The sequence below is a fragment of the Amycolatopsis sp. NPDC059021 genome (assembly GCF_042739895.1).
Taxonomy (GTDB): Bacteria; Actinomycetota; Actinomycetes; order Mycobacteriales; family Pseudonocardiaceae; genus Amycolatopsis.
Genome location: NZ_JBHYIQ010000013.1, coordinates 421 through 20,497 on the forward strand (window position 1 = coordinate 421; position 20,077 = coordinate 20,497).

Annotated in this window: 21 protein-coding genes; 9 read left to right on the forward strand and 12 right to left on the reverse strand. The window is 67.5% G+C overall.

The genetic code is table 11. The annotated features are described in order from the left end of the window. Nucleotides 1–126: 126 nt before the first annotated feature. The 5 genes from ACFWX1_RS10040 to ACFWX1_RS10060 all read right to left on the reverse strand — a co-directional run bounded on the left by ACFWX1_RS10040 (nt 127) and on the right by ACFWX1_RS10060 (nt 4,667). A complete protein-coding gene (locus ACFWX1_RS10040) occupies nt 127–819 on the reverse strand; it encodes a DUF4232 domain-containing protein (RefSeq protein ID WP_378385792.1) in 693 nt (230 codons plus the stop codon). Between the two features lie 177 nt (nt 820–996). Next, on the reverse strand, nt 997–1,866 hold the full coding sequence (locus tag ACFWX1_RS10045) for an MBL fold metallo-hydrolase (RefSeq protein WP_378385794.1): 870 nt from the start codon (nt 1,864–1,866) through the stop codon (nt 997–999). Then, the gene (locus ACFWX1_RS10050; RefSeq protein ID WP_378385796.1) at nt 1,863–2,696 is read right to left on the reverse strand and encodes an MBL fold metallo-hydrolase; all 834 of its coding nucleotides are present in this window, start codon (nt 2,694–2,696) and stop codon (nt 1,863–1,865) included. The genes ACFWX1_RS10045 and ACFWX1_RS10050 overlap by 4 nt, the downstream gene beginning before the upstream one ends. After that, on the reverse strand, nt 2,696–3,274 hold the full coding sequence (locus ACFWX1_RS10055; protein ID WP_378385798.1) for a TetR/AcrR family transcriptional regulator: 579 nt from the start codon (nt 3,272–3,274) through the stop codon (nt 2,696–2,698). The genes ACFWX1_RS10050 and ACFWX1_RS10055 overlap by 1 nt, the downstream gene beginning before the upstream one ends. Before the next feature lie 262 nt (nt 3,275–3,536). Then, a complete protein-coding gene (locus ACFWX1_RS10060) occupies nt 3,537–4,667 on the reverse strand; it encodes an FAD-dependent oxidoreductase (RefSeq protein WP_378385799.1) in 1,131 nt (376 codons plus the stop codon). A 162-nt stretch (nt 4,668–4,829) separates the two neighbouring features. On the opposite strand from ACFWX1_RS10060, the gene ACFWX1_RS10065 reads away from it, so the two are divergent. The 5 genes from ACFWX1_RS10065 (at nt 4,830) to ACFWX1_RS10085 (ending at nt 9,251) form a co-directional block, all read left to right on the forward strand. After that, nucleotides 4,830–5,660, forward strand: a complete 831-nt coding sequence (locus ACFWX1_RS10065) for a helix-turn-helix domain-containing protein (RefSeq protein ID WP_378385801.1) — start codon at nt 4,830–4,832, stop codon at nt 5,658–5,660. A 23-nt stretch (nt 5,661–5,683) separates the two neighbouring features. Next, complete coding sequence (locus tag ACFWX1_RS10070) at nt 5,684–5,875, forward strand: DUF397 domain-containing protein (protein WP_378385803.1); 192 nt, start codon at nt 5,684–5,686, stop codon at nt 5,873–5,875. A 10-nt stretch (nt 5,876–5,885) separates the two neighbouring features. Then, nucleotides 5,886–6,791, forward strand: a complete 906-nt coding sequence (locus tag ACFWX1_RS10075) for an aldose 1-epimerase family protein (RefSeq protein WP_378385804.1) — start codon at nt 5,886–5,888, stop codon at nt 6,789–6,791. A 67-nt stretch (nt 6,792–6,858) separates the two neighbouring features. Continuing rightward, a complete protein-coding gene (locus tag ACFWX1_RS10080) occupies nt 6,859–8,073 on the forward strand; it encodes an amidohydrolase (protein WP_378385806.1) in 1,215 nt (404 codons plus the stop codon). Continuing rightward, nucleotides 8,070–9,251, forward strand: coding sequence for an amidohydrolase family protein (locus tag ACFWX1_RS10085; protein WP_378385808.1), 1,182 nt, complete (start codon nt 8,070–8,072; stop codon nt 9,249–9,251). The genes ACFWX1_RS10080 and ACFWX1_RS10085 overlap by 4 nt, the downstream gene beginning before the upstream one ends. Here the strand turns inward: ACFWX1_RS10085 and ACFWX1_RS10090 are convergent. The 5 genes from ACFWX1_RS10090 to ACFWX1_RS10110 all read right to left on the reverse strand — a co-directional run bounded on the left by ACFWX1_RS10090 (nt 9,233) and on the right by ACFWX1_RS10110 (nt 13,001). Next, a complete protein-coding gene (locus tag ACFWX1_RS10090) occupies nt 9,233–10,399 on the reverse strand; it encodes an MAB_1171c family putative transporter (RefSeq protein ID WP_378385809.1) in 1,167 nt (388 codons plus the stop codon). The two genes, ACFWX1_RS10085 and ACFWX1_RS10090, sit on opposite strands and share 19 nt — an antisense overlap. Next, nucleotides 10,396–10,902: a hypothetical protein gene (locus ACFWX1_RS10095; RefSeq protein ID WP_378385811.1), complete on the reverse strand. Its 507-nt coding sequence runs from the start codon at nt 10,900–10,902 to the stop codon at nt 10,396–10,398. Before ACFWX1_RS10095 ends, ACFWX1_RS10090 begins: the two co-directional genes overlap by 4 nt. Before the next feature lie 116 nt (nt 10,903–11,018). Next, nucleotides 11,019–11,435 carry an XRE family transcriptional regulator gene (locus ACFWX1_RS10100; RefSeq protein ID WP_378385813.1) on the reverse strand — a complete coding sequence of 139 codons (417 nt, stop codon included), beginning with the start codon at nt 11,433–11,435 and terminating at the stop codon, nt 11,019–11,021. Nucleotides 11,436–11,826: 391 nt separating this feature from the next. Then, complete coding sequence (locus tag ACFWX1_RS10105) at nt 11,827–12,480, reverse strand: ubiquinol-cytochrome c reductase iron-sulfur subunit (RefSeq protein ID WP_378385814.1); 654 nt, start codon at nt 12,478–12,480, stop codon at nt 11,827–11,829. Then, the gene (locus ACFWX1_RS10110; protein ID WP_378385816.1) at nt 12,477–13,001 is read right to left on the reverse strand and encodes an RNA polymerase sigma factor; all 525 of its coding nucleotides are present in this window, start codon (nt 12,999–13,001) and stop codon (nt 12,477–12,479) included. The genes ACFWX1_RS10105 and ACFWX1_RS10110 overlap by 4 nt, the downstream gene beginning before the upstream one ends. Nucleotides 13,002–13,189: 188 nt before the next feature. Here ACFWX1_RS10110 and ACFWX1_RS10115 point away from each other — a divergent pair, with 188 nt between their 5' ends. After that, nucleotides 13,190–14,608 (forward strand): hypothetical protein, encoded by a 1,419-nt coding sequence (locus ACFWX1_RS10115; RefSeq protein ID WP_378385818.1) that lies wholly within the window; start codon nt 13,190–13,192, stop codon nt 14,606–14,608. A gap of 63 nt (nt 14,609–14,671) precedes the next feature. On the opposite strand, the gene ACFWX1_RS10120 is transcribed toward ACFWX1_RS10115, so the two are convergent. Together ACFWX1_RS10120 and ACFWX1_RS10125 are read right to left on the reverse strand one after the other, a co-directional pair. After that, complete coding sequence (locus ACFWX1_RS10120; RefSeq protein ID WP_378385819.1) at nt 14,672–15,292, reverse strand: Uma2 family endonuclease; 621 nt, start codon at nt 15,290–15,292, stop codon at nt 14,672–14,674. Between the two features lie 89 nt (nt 15,293–15,381). Further along, on the reverse strand, nt 15,382–16,527 hold the full coding sequence (locus tag ACFWX1_RS10125; RefSeq protein ID WP_378385820.1) for an acyl-CoA dehydrogenase family protein: 1,146 nt from the start codon (nt 16,525–16,527) through the stop codon (nt 15,382–15,384). A 101-nt stretch (nt 16,528–16,628) separates the two neighbouring features. On the opposite strand from ACFWX1_RS10125, the gene ACFWX1_RS10130 reads away from it, so the two are divergent. From ACFWX1_RS10130 to ACFWX1_RS10140, 3 genes are all read left to right on the forward strand, one after another. Next, nucleotides 16,629–17,249 carry a TetR/AcrR family transcriptional regulator gene (locus ACFWX1_RS10130; RefSeq protein ID WP_378385822.1) on the forward strand — a complete coding sequence of 207 codons (621 nt, stop codon included), beginning with the start codon at nt 16,629–16,631 and terminating at the stop codon, nt 17,247–17,249. A 60-nt stretch (nt 17,250–17,309) separates the two neighbouring features. Beyond that, the gene (locus ACFWX1_RS10135) at nt 17,310–18,251 is read left to right on the forward strand and encodes a carbohydrate kinase (RefSeq protein WP_378385824.1); all 942 of its coding nucleotides are present in this window, start codon (nt 17,310–17,312) and stop codon (nt 18,249–18,251) included. A 192-nt stretch (nt 18,252–18,443) separates the two neighbouring features. Then, the gene (locus ACFWX1_RS10140; protein WP_378385826.1) at nt 18,444–19,757 is read left to right on the forward strand and encodes a citrate synthase; all 1,314 of its coding nucleotides are present in this window, start codon (nt 18,444–18,446) and stop codon (nt 19,755–19,757) included. The last annotated feature ends 320 nt before the right edge of the window (nt 19,758–20,077 follow it).

Consider the following 20,077-nt stretch of genomic DNA (forward strand, 5'->3'; position numbering starts at 1 on the left):
ACACACGCGCCCCCCCCCCCGCGCGGGGGCTCACTCCCACACCCGGTCCCGGGGGGGGGGGCCCCCCCACCCAAACCGGCGGGGCCACCCCTGGTCCCCCCCGCAATTTTCGTTGTGGCGCGGCCGTTATTCGCCGGGGCGGACGGCGCCGACGTAGGTGCCGGGGTGGGTGGCGGCGTCCTGCTTGACCAGGCCGATCGGGTTCACCCAGGGCAGGGTCTGGGTGTTGGTGCTGTTCGGCGGGGTGATCGACACGCTGGCGACGTGCCAGCCGGAAGGGTCACCGCCGCCCGATCCCGTTTCCGGGTTGAGCGCGACGGCGGTGGAGTAGGTGACGTCGGCGGTGGCGCGCTCACCAGGGCCGAGCTGGACCGGGGTGATGGCGTCGCTGGAGCGGACCAGGTCCCAGGTGGTGCCGTCTTCGCCGTTGAGGCGGACGCCGGGGAAGCCCCGCACGACGCACGTCGTGTTGGTCTTGTTGGTCAGGACGATCGGGAGCTTCCACTGTGTGCTTTCCCCGTTGAGCGGGTTCGGGTTCAGCCACGCCACGTTCAGGTTCAGGCAGTTGGGGGGAGTGCCAGGGTTGCTCTTGCCGGCGCCGGTCCGCTGGGAGCCGGTGACGCCGTCCGCGCCACCCTGGGCGCTGGTGTCCTTGGCGGTCCCGGCGTTCGGCGCCGCGCCGATCCCGCCCCCGGCGCCGCCGGAACCCTGCGGCGCCGGTGCGGCGTTACCGGTCGAGCACGCCCCCAGTGCGCCCACCGCCGCGACCGCGGCGATCGCCATCGTGGCCCGCTGAATCGTCTTCTTGGTGATGTTCATAATCAGCCCCTCGAATGGGAGATCGCGTATTTGCTGGTGTGTTTGTGTCTTCGCAAATAGAGATGCCCGAGGCTTCGAAAGGGTGCGCCACTGTGATCTGGAACACTGGTGAGCAACGTTGTTATCTGCCGCTGAATAAGAATTATTTCCGCAGGTCAGAGGAGTTGCGAGGGTGATCTATTGCCCTTTTTTGTGCTCGTGTGAGCCTGAAAAGGCAACTCGGTCGCGGCGGAGTGCCTGGAGTTCGACAGGACTGTGTGCCGAGAAGACCTTGATCTCGTCCTGGTGGTTCCGCGCCAATTCCTGCAGGCGTGCGAGGTTCTCCAGCCGGGTGTGGCGGTCCATCTGCAGCAAGGACTGATAAGCGCTCGAAACGCGCGGGCAGTGCGGCCCCGCCGGGTCCAGCTGACCGTGGAAGAGGTACGAGTCGCCGGCGTGCAGGAGCCAGCCGTCACCCGCGCGGACCGCGACGCCGGTGTGCCCGTGCGTGTGGCCGGACAGCGGCACGAGCAGGATTTCCGGCGGCAGGCCTTTCAGTGAGCGGACGGCCTGGAAGCCGAACCACTCGTCGCCCGCCTCGTCGTAGCTGCTCCACAGTGGACGGTGGCTGAACTGGACGGCACGGTAGCGGTTCTTCTCGGCGAGGTTGCTCGGCGACGTCGCCATGTCGTGTTCCTTGGCGCGCAGGTGGACGACCGCGTTCGGGAAGTCGGCGAGGCCGCCCGCGTGGTCGACGTCGAGATGCGTGACGACGATGTGCCGGACGTCGGCGGGGTCGAGGCCGAGCGCCTTGATCTGCGCGACAGCGGTTTCCTCGGCCACCGTCCGCGGGCTGGTCATCGCGAGGAACATCCTGCCGAGCCATTCGGCGGGGCGGGCGACGCCCTGGGTGCCGAAGCCGGTGTCGACCAGCACCAGGCCGTCGCCGGTTTCGATCAGCAGGCAGTGGCACACGATCGGGGAACGCCGGAACAGCCCCGGCTGCCCGTCCAGCAGGCGGCCGCCCCGCGGCAGCATGGTTCCGCAGTTCAGGTGATGCACCTTCATACCCTGCTCCTCCCGCTCAGCCGCTCGAATTCCACGGAGTTGTGTGCGGAGAACACCGTGACCTCGTCCCCGTGCTCCTTCACAAGCTGGCGCAACCGGCGCTGATTGTCCAGTCTGGGGGTTTTCACCGTCTGCATGAGTCCCTCGAACAGGGCAAGCCCCGGTGGGCAATTCGGCTCCGGCTCCAGCTCGCCGGGGAAGAAGTAACTGTCACCCGCGTTGAGCAGCCAGCCGTTGCCGGTATCGACGGCGACGCCCGCGTGGCCCCTGGTGTGCCCGGCCAGCGGGATCAACAGGATCTCCGGTGGCAGGCCGTCCAGCTCGCGGACGGCGTCGAAACCGAACCACGAATCGCCGGAGTCCGAATAGGACTTCCACAGTGGACCGTGGGCGAACTGGACGCGGCGGTAGCGGTTTCGCTCCCGGCGGTCGTGGGGTGCCTGCAGGGCGCGGAGTTCTTCGGCGTAGACATGCACGCGCGCGTGCGGGAAGTCGACGAGCCCGCCCGCGTGATCGAGGTCGAGATGGGTCAGCACGATGTCGCGGACGTCGGCGGGATCGAAGCCGAGTTCGCGGATCTGGTGCACCGCGGTCAGTTCCTGGTCGGCGACCGCGCCGGTCAGCCGGACGAACGCCGAGCCGAGCCAGCCCGCGGGGTTCTCGACGGCCGGGGTGCCGGTGCCGGTCTCGACGAGGACGAGCCCGGTGCCGGTTTCCAGCAGCAGGCAGTGACAAACCATGGTGGCGCGGCGGAACAGGCCCGGCTCGCCGTCGATGAGGCGCCCGCCGGGAGGGCGCATGGTGCCGCAGTTCAGGTGGTGGACGCGCATCAGGGCAACTCCCGTTCGATGGTGTCGTGCAGATGGCCTGCGACAGCGCGCAGCGGCGCGACGTCGCGCCGGGTCTTGGCGAGCAGCATGCCGCCCTCGATGGAGGCGAGGACGACGGTGGCGAGGTCCTGCGCGCGATCGCGCGGGAACCCTTGCTCGACAAGGTAATCGGCGAGCAGGGTCTGCCAGGACGTGTAGCCCTCGGTGCACGCCTCGCGGATGGTTTCGCTCTCCTGCGCGGCGTCGAGCGCGACTGTCGCAAGTGGACACCCGCGCTGGAAGTCCGAAGCCTCCAGGATTTCGGCGATCGCCTCGACGACGCGATCGATCGCGGTCGCCGCGTCCGGCGCCTGCTCGACGATGGTCTGTAGTGCCTCGCGCAGTCGTTCGCTGGACAGGCGCAGCGCCTCGGCGGCGAGCTGCTCCTTGCCGCCGGGGAAGTGGAAGTAGAGCGAGCCCTTCGGTGCGCCGCCCGCGGTGGTGAGCTGGGTGAGGCCGGTGGCGTGGTAGCCCTGGGCGTGGAACAGGTCGGCGGCGGTGTCGAGCATCCGCTGCCGGGTATCGGTGCGACGAACCATGCCGTCGACTGTAACCCAAACTATGACGACCGGTCTAGTAACTTCGGGCACGAGGCCGGATGTGCCGAGGGACGCCTTCGGTGCGCTCGACGCACCGAGGGACGCCCTCGTTGCACTCAACGCACCCAGGGCGTCCCTCGGCGTCCGGCCACGCGCCGCGGTGACCCTCGACGGAAGTGTCCTTTGTGGATCTGGAGGCAGGGAAGGCCTCCTTCGCGGCGCTCAAGGCCGGTAAGGAGGCCTTCACGCCTTTGGGACGGGTTCAAGAGCGGGCCTCGCCGGTGACGAACTGGCCGATCTCGTCGGGGTCGTGCGCGGCCAGTAGATCTTCGGCGCCGCCTTCGAGTCGCTGGGCTATTTCGATCGAGCGCGGGAGCATCGACTTCTCGTAGGCGTGCACCGCGTCGTCGAGGTTGGCGGAGCGAGCGAGGGCGAGAGCGAGTTCGCAAGCGTCGAGCATGGCCAGGTTGACGCCGACGCCGAGCGGCGGCATGAGGTGCGCGGCGTCTCCCAGGAGCGTCAGGCTGGGCGAGTGCTCCCAGGTGTGCGGCACCGGCAGGGCGAACAGCGGGCGATCGACATAGGGGCCGTCGTTGTCGGTGACCAGCCGGCGCACCTCCGGCGACCAGGCCGCGAACTCGTTCCGCAGGTACGCGCGGATGCCCTCGGTGTCGTCGGGGCTAAGCCCGTTCGCCGCGATCCAGTCCGCCGGGACGCGCTGCATGATGTAGACCCGCATGTGGCCGCCGCTGTTGCGCTGCGGGAAAAGTCCGCGCTCGCCGTCGGCGATGTGGGCGCCGCCTTCCCCGACCAGTTCGGCGAGTTCGGGATGCGCGGTCTCCATGTCGTCGAACCATGCTTCGAGGCAGCTGATCCCGACGTACTGCGGCGTCGCGGACGACACCGCCGCGCGGACGCGAGAGTAGGCGCCGTCCGCGCCGATCACGAGATCCGTTTCGACGGTCGTTCCGTCGGCGAAGGTCAGCGTTCGCGGCCCGCCGGACGGTCCGCTCACCGATTCGAGGGTGCGTCCCCACTGGACCGTCCCTGGTGCGAGTGAACGCACCAAGAGATCGCGAAGCTGACCGCGGTCGATCTCGGGGGCGATCATCTCGCCCTCCTCCGGCAGGTGGCGGGCCAGGATGCGCCCGGTCGTGTCGAGCATGCGCATTTCCTGCCCCTCGAACCTGGCGAGCGCGAAGAACTCGTCCAGCAGGCCCGCTTCGCGGAGTGCGAGCTGGCCGTCTTCTTCGTGGAGGTCGAGGGAGCCGCCCTGGTTGCGGGAGATCGCGTCCGGATCTCGGTCGTACACCGTCACCGGGATGCCGTGCCGCTGCAGGATGCGCGCGCAGGTGAGGCCGCCCGGCCCGGCGCCGATGATGCTGATGTTCACGGTGGTTCCTTCCTTCGGTCGAGGACATCAGTGAAGCAGCAGTCAGTGCATAAGTGCAATGAGTTTACTTTTTGGGTCACTTCGCGTTTGAGGTGGGATTCCCGGATTGTCGGTCCCAGGTGGCAGCATGTAGTGATCGTTCGCGCACGGGAGGTAGTGGCAGTGGCGCTGGACAGTCCGATGTTGTCGAAACTGCGGTTGGCGCGGCGATTGAGGCGGCTGCGCGAGCGGGCTCGGATGAGCCTGGACGAAGCGGCTGCTTTGCTCGATACCTCGCGAAGCACGTTGCAGCGTATGGAGACCGGCGAGACCTACGCCGATGTGCACTTCGTGCGTTCCGCTATGGACGTTTATGACTGTCGTGACGACGAGATGATCGATCTCGCCAGGCATGCCAAGACGCAAGGCTGGTGGCGCGCCTACGGGATTCCGAACAGGGGGTATATCGGCAGTGAAGCCGGTGCGAGCTTGGTGCAGTGTTGGCAGCTGGCCAATATGCCTGGTCTGTTGCAGACAGAGGATTACATGCGAGCGGCGCTGGGGAGTGTGGGCGTTCGGAGTCCACAGCGATTGGAGAATGACGTGCAGGCGAGGCTGTTCCGGCAGCGGCGACTCGTCGACGAGGATGCTCCGCTGCGCTTGGAGGCCATTGTCGATGAGGCTGTGTTGAGGAGGCCGATCGGTGGCCGTACGGTGCTACGTTCCCAGCTGTTGCGCCTGATCGAAGCCACCACGCTTCCGACGGTGTCGCTGCAGGTGATGCCGCACAGTGAGAAGGCGAATATGGGCATGGACGGGGCCTTTACCATCCTGCGCTTCGAGGATGGCGATCATCCGGATCTTGTCCACCTGGGCAGCGTTCCTGGCCACATGGAATTCGAGGGTTCTGCGAAACTGGAGCGGGTGAAGCTGTGTTTCGCCCGGCTGCGAGAAGAAGCCTTGTCCGTGGACGATTCGGTGGAGTTCATCGAGAAGATCGTCGCGAACCTGTAGTCGAACTGGAGAGGTGATATCGGGTGTCTACTGTGGACTTTTCGGCTGTTGGCTGGCGCAAGAGCAGTTACAGCGAAGACGGGACGGGCGGGAACTGTGTCGAGGTAGCCGCGACTCCGCAGGTCATCGGGGTTCGGGACTCCAAGGCGCCTGTCGCGAACCTGTCCGTCTCCGCCGCCGCGTGGGTCGCGTTCCTGGAGTCCACCCGCCGGTAGGGTCGTCCGCATGGGCAACCCGACCGGAGAGCAGTTCGAGATCACCCGCGGCAACGCACGCGCCGTCGTCACCGAGATCGGCGCGGGGCTGCGCGCGTTCGAGGTCAACGGCGTCCCGTACGTCGAAGAGTTCCCCGAGGGCGAGAAGCCGCCGAAGGGCGCCGGTCAGGTCCTCCTCCCATGGCCCAACCGCACCAAGGGCGGCAAGTGGACGTTCCAGGGCGAGGAGCAGCAGCTCGAGATCACCGAAGAGGCCCGCGGCAACGCCATCCACGGCCTGACCCGCCGCAAGGAGTGGGAACTCCTCGAACACGCCGAATCCTCGATCACCCTCGCGGTCGACGTCGAGGTTCAGCCCGGCTGGCCGGTGCCGTTGCGCGCGACGATCACCTACGAGATCGCGCCGCGCGAACTCGTCATCACGCACGAGATCCGCAACGAGGGCGAGCAGCCGATCGGTGTTGGCGTCGGGACGCATCCATACTTCCGCATCGGCGACGTGCCGACCGACGAGCTCACGCTGACGCTGTCCGCGACCCGGGTCCGGCCTTACCTCGGCGACGAGCAGATGCCCTACGGCGACGAACAAGACGTCGAGGACACCGAGTACGACTTCCGGCACGGTCGCGCGCTCGCCGGTATCGATCTCGACACCGCCTTCGGTGGGCTGGACTTCGCCGAGGACGGGCAGTACCACCACGTGCTCAGTCACGAGGACAAGCACCTCGTCGTCTGGGCCGGCCGCGACTTCCGCTGGGTGCAGGTGTTCACGCCGGAGGATCTCGTCGGGCGCGGCCGGGCTGTCGCGATCGAGCCGATGACCTGCCCGGCCGACGCGCTCAACACCGGCACCGACCTGATCGACCTCGAGCCCGCGTCCTCCTGGACCGGGAGCTGGGGGATCCGGGTGCCGTGATCACGAGCCGGTCCATTTCGGGAAGCCGCGTGCGTGCGGCCGCCCGCGTTCGTTAGCGTGTCAAAGTATGTCAGCTAAGGCGATTGTGGGGGGCTACGTCGTCCCCATCGACGGTAATCCGATCGACGACGGCATCGTGCTCATCGAGGACGGCCGGATCGTCGCCGTGGGGGCGGAGGCCGACGTCGACGTTCCGGACGACGCGGAGATCGTCGACGCGGCCGGGACGTGGGTGCTGCCCGGCTTCATCGACGCGCACGCGCACCTCGGTGTCCATGAGGACGGCGAGGGCTGGTCCGGCAACGACACCAACGAGATGACCGATCCGAACGGCGCGCGGTTCCGTGCGATCGACGGCATCGACCCGTACGAGCCGGGATTCGACGACGCGCTGTCCGGCGGCGTCACGAGCGTCGTGATCAAGCCCGGTTCGGGGAACCCGATCGGCGGCCAGACGATCGGCGTCAAGACCTGGGGCCGCAGCATCCTGGACATGACGTTCGCCGAGCACGTGAGCGTCAAGAGCGCGCTCGGTGAGAACCCGAAGCGGGTGTACGGCGAGAAGAACCAGACGCCGTCGACGCGGCTGGGTGTCGCGGCGATCCTGCGCGAGGCGTTCACCAAGGCCCGCAACTACCAGGCACAGCGCGACTACGCGCACGACGAGGGCAAGCCGTTCGACGTCGACCTGACGAAGGAGACGCTCGCCAGGGTGCTGGCCGGCGAACTGTACTGGGATCAGCACGTGCACCGCGCGGACGACATGGTGACCGCGATCCGGCTGGCCGACGAGTTCGGCTACAAACTGGTGATCAACCACGGCACCGAGGGCCACCTCATCGCCGATCTGCTGGCCGAGCGGGACGTGCCGATCATCCTCGGCCCGCTGTTCACCACGAAGTCCAAAGTGGAGCTTCGCAACCGGACGCTGCGGGGGCCTGGCATCCTCGCGCGGGCCGGGGTGAAGTTCGCGATCACCACCGATCACCCGGTCATCCCGATCAACTTCCTTGTGTACCAAGCGGCTTTGGCCGTCAAGGACGGGCTCGACCCGGTGACGGCGCTGCGTTCGCTCACCGCGCACCCGGCGGAGATCCTCGGCCTCGACGACCGGATCGGCACGCTCAAGCCGGGCTTGGACGCCGACGTCGTGCTGTGGTCGGGCGATCCGCTGGACGTCATGAACCGGGCGTTGCGGGTGTTCGTGCGGGGTGACGAGGTGTACCAGTTCGACGAGTCGCAGGGGGTCGGTGTCGCGAAGGACCGGCGGTACCGCGAGTGACCCAGCCGTGGGGACTGCGTGCGGCGCGGCTGTTCGACGGAGCCGCGCTGCACCACGGCTCGCCGCTGGTCGTGATCCGCGAGGGCTCGATCGTGGCGGCGGACCTTTCCGGCGCTCGCCCCGCGCACGATCTCCCGGTGGCCGACTTGGGCGACGTCACGTTGTTGCCCGGTCTGGTCGACGCGCACACGCACCTGGGTTTCGAGCCGGGCGCGCTGGATCCCCGGCCGCTGCGTGCGTATGACGTCGAGGCCAGGCAGGCGCTCGCGGCGCGGATGCGTCGTCATGCCGTACAGGCGCTGCGGGCCGGGGTCACCACCGTGCGGGACCTGGGTGACTGGGATTACCTGGCGCTGGAGGTCCGGGACGGGTTCGCCGCGGGTGGTGGCCTCGGTCCGGAAATCCTCGCGTCGGGGCCGCCGATCACCAGCACCGGCGGACATTGCTGGTTTCTCGGCGGGGAGGCCGACTCGCTGGACGAGTTGCGTGCGGCGGTGGCCGAGCGTGTCGACCGGGGTGTCGACGTGGTCAAGGTGATGGCGACCGGCGGCGGCATCACCCCAGGAAGCGCTCCGTACGAGTCGCAGTACGACGTCGAGCGGCTCCGCGTCGTCGTCGAAGCGGCCCATGCCGCCCAGACGATGGTCACCGCGCACGCGCACGGGACCGGTGGGATCGCGGACGCGGTGTACGCCGGTGTCGACGGCGTCGAACACGGCACGTTCATGAGCGCGGACGGCGCTGCCGCGGATTGGGCCGTGGTGCGGACGATGGCGGAGCGCGGGGTGTATGTCGGGGTGACCGCGGGTCGGGTGCTCGGCGGCGCCCCGCTTTCCCCGCGCGTCATCGCGGCGCGGAAGTTGCTGCCGCGGATGCGTGAGGCGGGTGTGCGGCTGGTGTGTTCTTCCGACGCCGGTGTGGTCGTCGAGAAGCCGCACGACTGTCTTCCGCGCGGGCTGGAGGAGTTCCGGTCCTTTGTGGACATTGCGCCGGTCGAGGTGCTGGCGGCTGTCACCAGCCTCGCGGCGGATTCGTGCGGAGTCGGCGTACGGAAAGGCCGGATTCGCCCGGGGTTCGACGCGGATCTGCTCGCGGTGTCGGGGGATCCGGGCGAGGATCTGGGTGCGTTGCGTGACGTGGTCGCGGTGTTCCGGGCAGGTCAGCGGGTGACACTCTGAGCTGACGCCGGATACGCCGCGACCGCCGGCGAGCGCCAGGCCGCGGCGATCCGGCGCAGCCAGCGGAGTTCGCTCTCGATGTCCACACCGCCGTGGTAGACGAGATCGAGGGTTTCCTCGGCGCGGGGGCGGCCCGTTTCCTTGGCGTGTAAGGCAATTTTCAGCCAGCACGCCGTTTTCACGGCTTCGGCCCGCTCTTCGGGGACACTGTGCAGTGTCTCGCGGATGGTGTCCAGGTCGGCCGGGGTGACCCATTCGCGCATGACCAGCAGGCCGTCCCGGATCTCGATGATCATCCGGTTGAGGCGCAACCGGGTGTCGGTGAACCGCAGCAGATCGCTGAGCCTGCCGCGTGGCGGTTGCAGTGCGACGTGCGGAATGGCTTCGCACAAGGTTTTCCACAGCGAGTAGAGCTTCTGGCTGTGCCAGAGGTTCACGACGGCTTGCCACAGCGGCAGGAGCGCCGCCAGCGAGCACCCGGCGAGGATGCCGATCGTGTGCAGGGACGAGACGTACTTGCCCGCTGTCGGCAGCAACGGCGTCGCGGAGAACAGGGAGGCGACCCGGGTGGCGAGGAAGACCAGGAACGCGGCCATCGCGACGGCGAGCAGGAACAGGGCGAGACGGAGGACGGCGTTGCGGGTGCTCTTCAGATGCCGGAGCAGCGCGACGCCGGTCCACGCGGTGATGATCACCATGTAGAGCAGGTACGCGATCCAGTAGACGGTGTGCGCGGTGAAGGCGCCGGGCACCGGGAGAAAGCGTGCCCTGGTGGGGATTTTCAGGGTGTCGACCGCGGTGAAGGTGCCGATCATGATCGCGATCGTCGCCCAGCACCACAGCAGTCGCGGTCTGCGCCATGGCGGACGTCGTGACTCGTCCCGCCCCGCGACGTGCAATGCCAGGCTCAGCAAGAGCGTGGCGACCCCGATCGCCATCAGGCTGGACAGCAGGCTTTCGAGGTTGGGGATCCCGACGTGCTCGAGTGCCTTCGCCACCGGGTTCTGGAGCATGAGCATGCCACCGCCGAGCAGCAGCAGGATGAACCAGATCAGGCGTTGTTCGGCCGAGCGCAGCGCCGGGAGCCGGACGAGGATGACCGTCCAGCAGGCGATCAGCAGGACGAAGCGAAGCGGGTCGAGGCTCACTGCTTGATGCCCAGTGCCGAGCTGAGCCGGAGTTCCTGGGCGTTGCCCGGTTTGTTGCCCAGCCGCGCGGATTTCTCGAGCAGGAGTGTCGCCACCAGCTCGGCCTCCTGCTCCTGGTCGGTGCTATAGCTCGTGCGCAGGAGGATTTGCTGGATCTCCTGGGGGTCGGCGGTGTCGTCCAGTATCCGCGCGTCCAGCTCGGCGGGCAGGTCGGCGATGGTGTGCCCGCAGATCATGTGGGCCAGCTCGTGCATGATGATGTGCTCTTGGTGGAACGGCGAGGTGTGTTCCTCGAAGAAGATGTGATCGGCGACGTCGGTGGCCAGCCAGACGCCGCACGGTGTTCCTTCGTCGTTCATGTCCCGGGGCAGGGGATGGACGTAGAGCCTGCGCCCGCGCTGTTCGGCGAGAATCCCGCACAGGGATCGCGCGGTGAAGGGCTGGGAGACGTCCACCGCTTCGACCAGCGCCTGGCAGCGATTCCGGAGCCGTTTGCCGATCACGTCACCCACCTCCGGGTCCGCGGCGTGCCCGGCCGGGACAGGGCTCAGGACGGGACATCGGGAAAAGGCGGCGACACGGTGCCGGGTCTTCCGCCACGCGGCGTTCATGGCCGCGGTCAGACATCGTCGTCGTGGTCGAGCCGTTCGATTTCCCGTGCGTGTTCGATCATGTCCAGAATCGCCCGCTGGCTCCGTTCGGACAGGCCGTCGGAGCGCAGTGCGATGGTCCGGACACCGCTCGACCTCAGCGCGGTCGCGAGATCCATGTCCTCGGAAGTGATGTCCTGGTCGAGAAAGTACCCGGCCGGCTTGCCGAAGAACTTGGCCAGCGCCTGCAGCCGCGGGCCGGTGGGGTTCTTCCGTTCACCGGTGCGGAGCATCCACAGGTAGCCGGTGGAGATCGACAGCCCGGTCTCCTCGCGGATCGCCCTGGCGATGGCCGCGTTACCCGGCGGTTTCGGCTGGTGCCGCCATTTTTCCTCGATGAGGGCGTTGATCTTGGTGGCGATCGCGCCCGTGTCGGGAGTGCTCACGTGCAGTCGCTCCTTTCGGAAAGCCACCGTGAGACGTGGTCCGGCGTGTCGCATTGTGTGCGTCATTGTCCAGCACTATGAACATCGGTTTCAACCGCCGTCCGATTGATCACCACGCACTGGGATGACATCTTCCCTTCGGTGTGTAAAACGCCGGGCTCCTGGTGTGGCAGTGAGAGCGCGGCTCGTGCATCCGCACGGTCATTGGCCGCACGGTTGACACGTGCGACCGTGGTGAGGAAAATCAAAAGTATTCACCGGAATGAACAACCGACGAGCCGGTGAATGCGCTGAATCGATGTCCGGCAGGTGCCGGCGTCGGGCGAGGTCCATGTTTTCTGTGGGGTGAACATGGCGGGATCCCGATGTCCTGGCACGGCGCCGGGTGTGCTCAAACGCGCTTCACTGGTACGTAGATCTCGATGAATCCGGCGCGTTCCCGGACGTCGGCACGCGGCAGGGGCGGGAGTTCGATCGGCAGGTCGTAGCGCACGACGTCACCGTTGAGCGCGAAGACGGCAGGATGGCACGGGCAGGTCAGCTGCCGTGCCGCGGCGTCGAGCTGGAGACGGCAGCCGAGGTGGGTACAGGTCGAGGACACCGCCTGCAGTCCGCCGGGGGTCCGGGTGACGTATCCGGCGAAGGTGTCCAGCTCGAATTCGTGCACGTCGCCTTCCCGCAGGTCTCCGCTCGCGGCGACGATCTGCCAGGTACCCGCGGGTTTCGGCTGCTCGGGCGTCGAGCCGTCCCGCACGAATCGGTCGATGGTTGCTCCCGCCGCGAGCGAGGCGGCGGCGATGCCCGCGGTCTGGACAACGCGCCGGCGGGTGGCGAGTTTGTCCTTCGCGGATCGTGCGTCGAGTTGCTCGGCGAGTTCGCTTTCGAGGCGCGCGACGAACTCTGCGCTCGGCGCGGTGTCGGCGGTCTGGGCCGCGTGGAGCTCGATGGCCGCGCGCATCGCTTCGGCCTCTTCGTCGTCCGGTCGGAAGGGTTCGGGCGGATGCTGGCCGATGAGGCTGTCGACGAAGCGGCTGACGTCGTTCATGTCCGCTCCTCGATCCGTGCCGCGGCCCGCGCGGCGAGCCTGAGCGCCCGGTGCTGGATGACCTTGACGTTCGCCAGCGTCAAGCCCAGTTCGTCGGCCGCGTCCTGCAAGGAGTATGACTCCAGGAACCGCAACCGCAAGACCTCACGCGCGCGTTCGGGCAGTTCGGCCAGGATGGCCTCCAGCCGGTGATGTGCGGCGATCCCGCTCGATCCGTTGCCGTTTTCCCGGTCGGTGTCGGGGATCTCGCTGACTTCGTCGAGGCCGATGGTGGTGATCTCGCGGCCGAAGAGGCGTCGCCAGTGCGCGGCGAGGACCGTCCTGGCCGTCGCCACGAGGTAGGCGCGGACCTCCTCCTCGGTCGCGTTGGTGCGCAGGGGTTTCAGCGCGGCCAGGAAGACCTCGGTGGTGAGATCCTCGGCGTCCGCGCGGTTCCCCACCTTGGCCAGCATCAGCCGGTGCACCCACCGGACATTCTCCCGGTAAATCCTTTCCCAGCCCGGCTGGGACTTCCCCGCCATCGGGACTCCATATCCCTCGCTCCGATGCGTACCGAGGATAGGACCGGCGGACCGCCCGCGGTACACCCATAAGGGCGCGCTGCCGGGCTGTAACTCGGCCGCATATCTCCGGTCGAGGGGACCCCTTGATTTCTCCTCCGCGTCCGGCCGGCGAACGCGGGGAGCGCCCGTTCAAGCGAGGAGTGATCATGCCGAACAAGCGGAAAGCCGTGACCGCGGTGGCCGCGGTGCTGGCGCTGGGGGCGACCACGTCGTTCTCGGGGGCAGCGGGAGCCGTTGCGCCGCAAGGACTTTTCACCGACCGCGGGGACGTCAAGTTCCTGCCGCAGCCGTTGAAGGACAGACTCGCCGTGCTGGCCGGGAGACCCACCACGTTCGAGCCGATGACGGCGTTTTCCGAGGCTCCGACACCCAGCCAGTTATTCCAGTACTACCTGCTGGACACGAAGAATTTCCAACCGAATGTGTTCACCACGACGATTCCGGGGATCAACGACGGGGTCGCGCCCACCGCGACCGGCCCCAATCACGACATTCCGACCATTGGCGGCATTCGGGTGGTCGTCGAACCCAAGCCGGGACTTCCGATCGATCCGAATGATCCCGGTTCGTTCGTCGACATGTTCACCGACATTTCGGGCCTGTTCGTCATCAACAACGAATCCGGCTGGTACGAGGGCTGGATGATCCACGACGTGACGGTGCCGGACGTCGCGGCGCCGCGGAAGGACGGGCACGCCGCCTTCGGCAAGATCACCGCCGCCGACGCCGTCGCGCTCGCCAAGATGGGCGATTATCACAACAAACCCGGCGCGGTGTTCACCACCGACGGCAAGGCCCCGCACGAGCCGTCCGCGAACGACCACTGGCCCGACAAGGTGTCGAACCTGGTGCCGGTGCAGCTGTCGCTCGGCGCGTACAACGCCACGCAGCAGAGCGACCTGCACTCGTACTGGGAACTCAACCAGTACACCAACTGGACGCCGCCGACGTACGAACTTCCGTTCACCGGCGGGCTTCCCGGCACGTTCGAGAAGGGCAAGATCGGCGCGCTGTCCTCGATCGTGCCCGGCTCGGGCCCGTCGGGCGTCAAGAACAAGCCGCAGGTCGACGGCGACAACCCGAACATCCCACGCGATCCGGACCGCCTGCTCAACACCAGCCCGGACGATCCGGACCGGCCGATGCCGAACAACGACGACCACAAGGAAAAGCGGCTTCGGTTCATCCCGAGCGGGCTGAGCAACGAGGTCCTGCTGGACGTCTACGTGCGGACCGCGTCCTTCGAGCCGTACGTGTATGACCTGAGCCAGCGGATCTTCGACGCGTACGCGGCCGAAGTCGCGCGGGTCGACGCCAATCACGACGGCATTGTCGACGCCGTGGAGGCGGACCTCGAAGGCACGTCCGACGGCGGTCAGTCCAACGACCGGCTGTACCTGCCTGCAACGGCGTACAACCGCGTCGCGGTCACGCGCGAGATCAACGACGGCCTGCTCTCGCCGCGCTTCGCGCCCAGCCAGCGGGCATGGGTGCTGAGCGGCGACATCAACCGGGTGAGCCCATCGGTTCCGGCGTCCGTCCCGCAGGACGGCGACAACCGATAGATCAAGGGGGGATTTGAGGGGAGAAGGCGTCCTTACCGGTCTGGGGCTCCGGTAAGGACGCCTTCAGGCGTCCAGCAGGGCGTCGAGATCCACCTTGACCGGGAACGGTTCGTTCGCGGTGTAAGCACCGGTCACCGCTGGAGCGTCCTGGTAGCCCAGTTCGCCTGCCTGGTGGCAAGCGACGAGCGAGATCGGCTTGCTGAGGTCAACGATCCAGTAGCGCGGGATTCCAGCGTCGGCGTATTCGCCATGTTTGGTCTGGTAGTCGGTGCGCTTTGAACCCGGTGAGACGACCTCCACGACGATCCGCACTTCATCGGCGCGGAGCATGTCGTCGTCTTTGTCCACTCGCGCTACCGCTGCGCGGTCGACCACGAGCAGGTCGGGACGCCGTGAGAAACCTGGCTCACCAGCAGGAACCAGACAAAGGTCGACATCGGTGTCCGGGACGAGCGAAAGGTGTTCCGGCAGTTGAGGCTCCAACTGCTTTGCGAGCCGGAATATTGCGATGTTGTGTCTCGGCTTGGGACTAGGTGACATCACGAGGCGGCCCTCCACGAGTTCGGTGAATCCGGAATCGGTCTCACCGAGGGCCGCGTACTCGTCGATCGACAGCAGGTGATCCGGAATCTCCCACCGGCGGCCTGTCTGTGCCTGGAGGTTCGGTTTGGGTACTGCTGTCACAGCGTCTCCTCACGTCGCCCGCATTGTCTCACGTACTCGATGTAACCACAGGTGATCATATCGGTGCGGAGGGTTAAATTGATGGCGGGTTACGCGGTGCGGAGTTCGCGGGCGATGACCATGCGCTGGATCTGGTTGGTGCCCTCGAAGATCTGCGGGACCTTGGCTTCGCGCATATAGCGCTCCACCGGGAAGTCGCGGGTGTAGCCGGCACCGCCGAGCACCTGGACGGCGTCGGTGGTCACCTTCATCGCCCCGTCGGTGGCGACGAGTTTCGCGATCGACGCCTGGCGCTGGAACGGCATCCCGCGGTCGCGGCGGCGCGCGGCGTCGAGGTAGGTCGCGCGGGCGGACTCGACGGTCGCGGCCATGTCGGCCAGCAGGAACTCCACGCCCTGGAAGTCGATGATCGCCTTCCCGAACTGCTTGCGCGTCTTCGCGTAGGCCACCGCCTCGTCGAGCGCCGCCTGGGCGAGGCCGACCGCGCACGCCGCGATCCCGAGTCGGCCCGAGCTGAGCGAGGACAGCGCGATCTTCAGCCCGTGGCCCTCGTCGCCGAGCAGCCGGTCGGCGTCCACGCGCGCGTTTTCGAAGATCATCTGCGCGGTGGTGGACCCGGTCAGGCCCATCTTGCGCTCCTTCGGCGCCGCCGAGACGCCGTCGGTCCCGCCGTCGACGAGCAGGCACGAGATGCCGCGGCCGCCGTCGTCGCTGGTGCGGACCATCGTGGTGTAGAAGTCGGCTTCACCCGCGTGGGTGATCCAGGCCTTGGTCCCGTTGACGACGTACTGGTCGCCGTCGCGCCGCGCACGGGTGGACAGCGCCGCCGCGTCGGAGCCCGCCTGGGTCTCCGACAGTGCGTACGCGCCGAGCAGGTCCCCTTCGAGCATGTCGGGAAGCCAGCGGTCACGCTGCGCGTCCGTGCCGTAGTGCGCGAGCGCGTAGCAGGACATGGTGTGCACCGAGAGGCCGACGCCGACCGACATCCACGCGGCCGCGATCTCCTCCAGGACCTGCAGATACACCTCGTACGGCACCTCGCCGCCGCCCCAGCGCTCCGAGTACGGCAGCCCGAGCAGCCCGGACTTGCCGAGTAGGCGGAACTGCTCGCGCGGGAAGCGCTCGGCTTCCTCGTACTCCCCGGCGCGCGGCGCGAGTTCGTCACGGGCGATTTCGGCCGCCAGCGCGACGAGATCCTCGGCCTCCGAACTGGGCAGCAGGCGTTCCGCGGGCATGTCCCCTCCAAGACAGCTGTACTGAAAACAGTACTCTAGAGCAATTTACAGTACAGTAGCGGTGAGCTGGGGCACACCGACCGATGAGGGATAGTGGTCCGATGTCCGACAGCGACGCGCCGTCCAGGGCGCAGGCCTCCTTCCGCGAGGCCAGGCGGCCGACGGCACGGCAGCGTGCGCTGCTCACCCAGCTCGAGACCCTGTTCCTCGCCGAGGGCTTCGCGCAGTTCACCCTCGACGACCTCGCCGCCCGCCTTCGTTGCTCGAAGTCGACGCTCTACACGCTCGCGCCGAGCAAGGAACAGCTCGCGGTCAAGGTCGTCGCGCACTTCTTCAAGGGCGCCGCGGAGCGGATCGAGGAGCGCATCTCCGGAATCGACGACGCGCGCAAGCTGATCGGGGAGTACCTCGCCGGCGTCTCGGCGCATCTCGACCGCGCCTCGCCGGCGTTCATGACCGATATCGGCAACTTCGGCCCGGCCCGCGACACCTATCAGCTCAACAGCCGCGCGGCGGCGCGGCGCATCAGGACATTCATCGACAAAGGCGTGGCCGACGGCGTTTTCCGCGACGTCCACGCGCGGCTTGTCGCGGAAATGGCCGGATTGATCATCGAGGGCATCCAGACCGGGGTGCTCGGCGAGCGGACCGCGGTGTCGGACGCCAAGGCGTTCACCGCACTGGGTGAGTTGCTCCTCGGCGGGCTGGTCAAGGAATCCTGAGCGGTTCCTGTCCCGGATCGGACAGGTTTCGCCGCGCGCGAATCCTCTAGACTCGCCGCCGTGATTGTGGTTGGTGGAGAGGCGCTCGTCGACCTCGTTCCGGGTGCCCCGTTGGATTCCACTGTGGACGGTGGACTGCGCGCGTTGCTGCCACGCCTCGGCGGTGGCCCCTACAACGTCGCGCTCGCGGCGGGACGCCTCGGCGTTCCTGTCCAGTTTCTGTCCCGTGTGTCCACCGACCGGTTCGGCGGCGCGCTGATCGACCGGCTGCACGCGTCGTCCGTCGGCACGAATCTCGTGCAGCGCGGAGACGAGCCGACGACTCTCGCCGTCGTCGCGCTCGACGAGCGCGGCTCGGCGCACTACACCTTCTACACCGAAGGCACCGCCGACCGGCTCGTCACCGACCCCGGCCCGCTGCCGGACGACGTGACCGCGCTCTCCCTCGGCACGCTCGGCATGGTCCTCGAACCCGGCGCGAGCGCGTACGAGGCGATGCTGCGCCGTGAAGCCGCGCGCGGCGTGCTGACCGTTCTCGACCCGAACATCCGCGAGGCGCTGATCGCCGACCCCGCCGCGTATCGGGCGCGTTTCGCTTCGTGGCTGCCGGACGTCCGGTTGCTGAAGATCTCCGACGACGACGCCGCGTGGCTCGCCGAGGGCGCGGACCCGATCGCCGCCGCGAAAACCTGGGTGGAGTCCGGTGTGGACGCCGTCGTGCTGACCCGCGGCGCCGACGGCCTCGTTGTGATCACCGACGCGGGTGAGCTGGCCCACGTCCCGTCCCGCCGGGTCGACGTCGTCGACACGATCGGGGCGGGCGACACCGTGCAGGGCGCGTTGGTGGCGTGGCTGCATTCGCGCGGGGTGACCCAGCTGCGCGGACTCGGTGCCGGCGAGTGGCACGAGGCGCTGGGATTCGCGGCGAAAGCGGCGTCGATCACGGTTTCCCGAAGCGGCGCCGAACCGCCGACGGCGGAGGAAATGGCATCCACCGTGTGAACCTGGTCCCAAAGGGGCCGTTACGGGCAACGCATCGGCTGCGCGTTGCCCCCTACCTCGACTAGCGTAGAGGGGAATTCATACCCCAGCGGGGCGGTGTGCAGCGAGGCGTCAGGTTCTCGCGGTGAACACGTGGCTACCTGTGGAACCTACAGGCGCCGCCGTCCCGTGCCAGATCTGAGAGGGACCTGCATGTCCGACGCGACGACTGCGGGGCAGCCCGGCGACACCGCGACGCTGCGCCTGCCGAGTGGCGAACACGAGTTCAAGGTGGTCCACCCGGTCGAGGGTGCGCCCGGGATCGAGCTGGGGAAGCTGCTGGCGACGACGGGGTACGTCACCTACGACCCCGGTTTCGTCAACACCGGGTCGACCTCTTCGGCCATCACCTACATCGACGGTGACGCGGGCATCCTGCGCTACCGCGGTTACCCGATCGAGCAGCTGGCCGAGAAGTCGACGTTCATCGAGGTCTCCTACCTGCTCATCTACGGCGAGCTGCCCACCGAGGCCCAGCTGGCCGACTTCAGCGAGAAGATCCAGCGGCACACACTGCTGCACGAGGACCTGAAGCTGTTCTTCAACGGCTTCCCGCGCGACGCGCACCCGATGCCGGTGCTCTCCAGCGCCGTATCCGCGCTGTCGACCTTCTACCAGGACTCGCTCAACCCGTTCGACGAACCGAACGTCGAGCTGTCCACCATCCGCCTGCTGGCCAAGGTGCCGACCCTGGCGGCGTACGCCTACAAGAAGTCGGTCGGGCAGCCGTTCCTCTACCCGGACAACTCGCTCGGCCTCGTCGAGAACTTCCTGCGGATGACGTTCGGCTTCCCCGCCGAGCCGTACGACGTCGACCCGGACGTCGTCAAGGCGCTCGACCTGCTGTTCATCCTGCACGCCGATCACGAGCAGAACTGCTCGACCTCGACCGTGCGCCTGGTCGGTTCGTCCGAGGCGAACCTGTTCGCTTCGATTTCGGCCGGCATCAACGCGCTGTTCGGCCCGCTGCACGGCGGCGCGAACGCGGCTGTGCTCGACATGCTCGAGGGCATCCAGGCGGACGGCGGTGACGTCGCCAAGTTCGTCGAGCGCGTGAAGAACAAGGAAAAGGGTGTCAAGCTCATGGGCTTCGGGCACCGGGTCTACAAGAACTACGACCCGCGCGCGAAGATCATCAAGAACACCGCGGACGAGATCCTCGGCAAGCTGAAGGGCGGCGACCAGCTGCTCGACATCGCCAAGAAGCTCGAGGAGACGGCGCTTTCCGACGACTACTTCGTCGAGCGGAAGCTGTACCCGAACGTGGACTTCTACACCGGCCTCATCTACCGGGCGCTCGGGTTCCCGACGAAGTTCTTCACCGTGCTGTTCGCGCTCGGCAGGCTGCCCGGCTGGATCGCGCACTGGCGCGAGATGATCCAGGACCCGGCCACCAAGATCGGCCGCCCGCGGCAGATCTACACCGGACACACCTCGCGCGACTACACGCCGCTGTCCGAGCGGTAAGTCGCCTGGTTCTCTTGTACGAAGGCCATCCCGGGTTCGTCCCGGGGTGGCCTTCGGCGTTTCCCGGGCAGGGTTCGCGGCGGTCGCATTGCCGAGGGTGCCGGCGCGAGCGGGGCACTGGCCACAGAGGACACACGGCCACGTCCCGAACGCGTCGTTCGCGACGATCAACGTCCCCAACGCGTCGTTCGCGACACATCGAGGCCCCCTTGCCGAACATCCTAGGGGAGGGGGCCGACAATAACGCCGGGTCGGGAGTGGCGGGGAAGAGCCGTTAAGGCCACCTTACGGGCGTCTGGCGCCCGTAAGGTGGCCTTAAC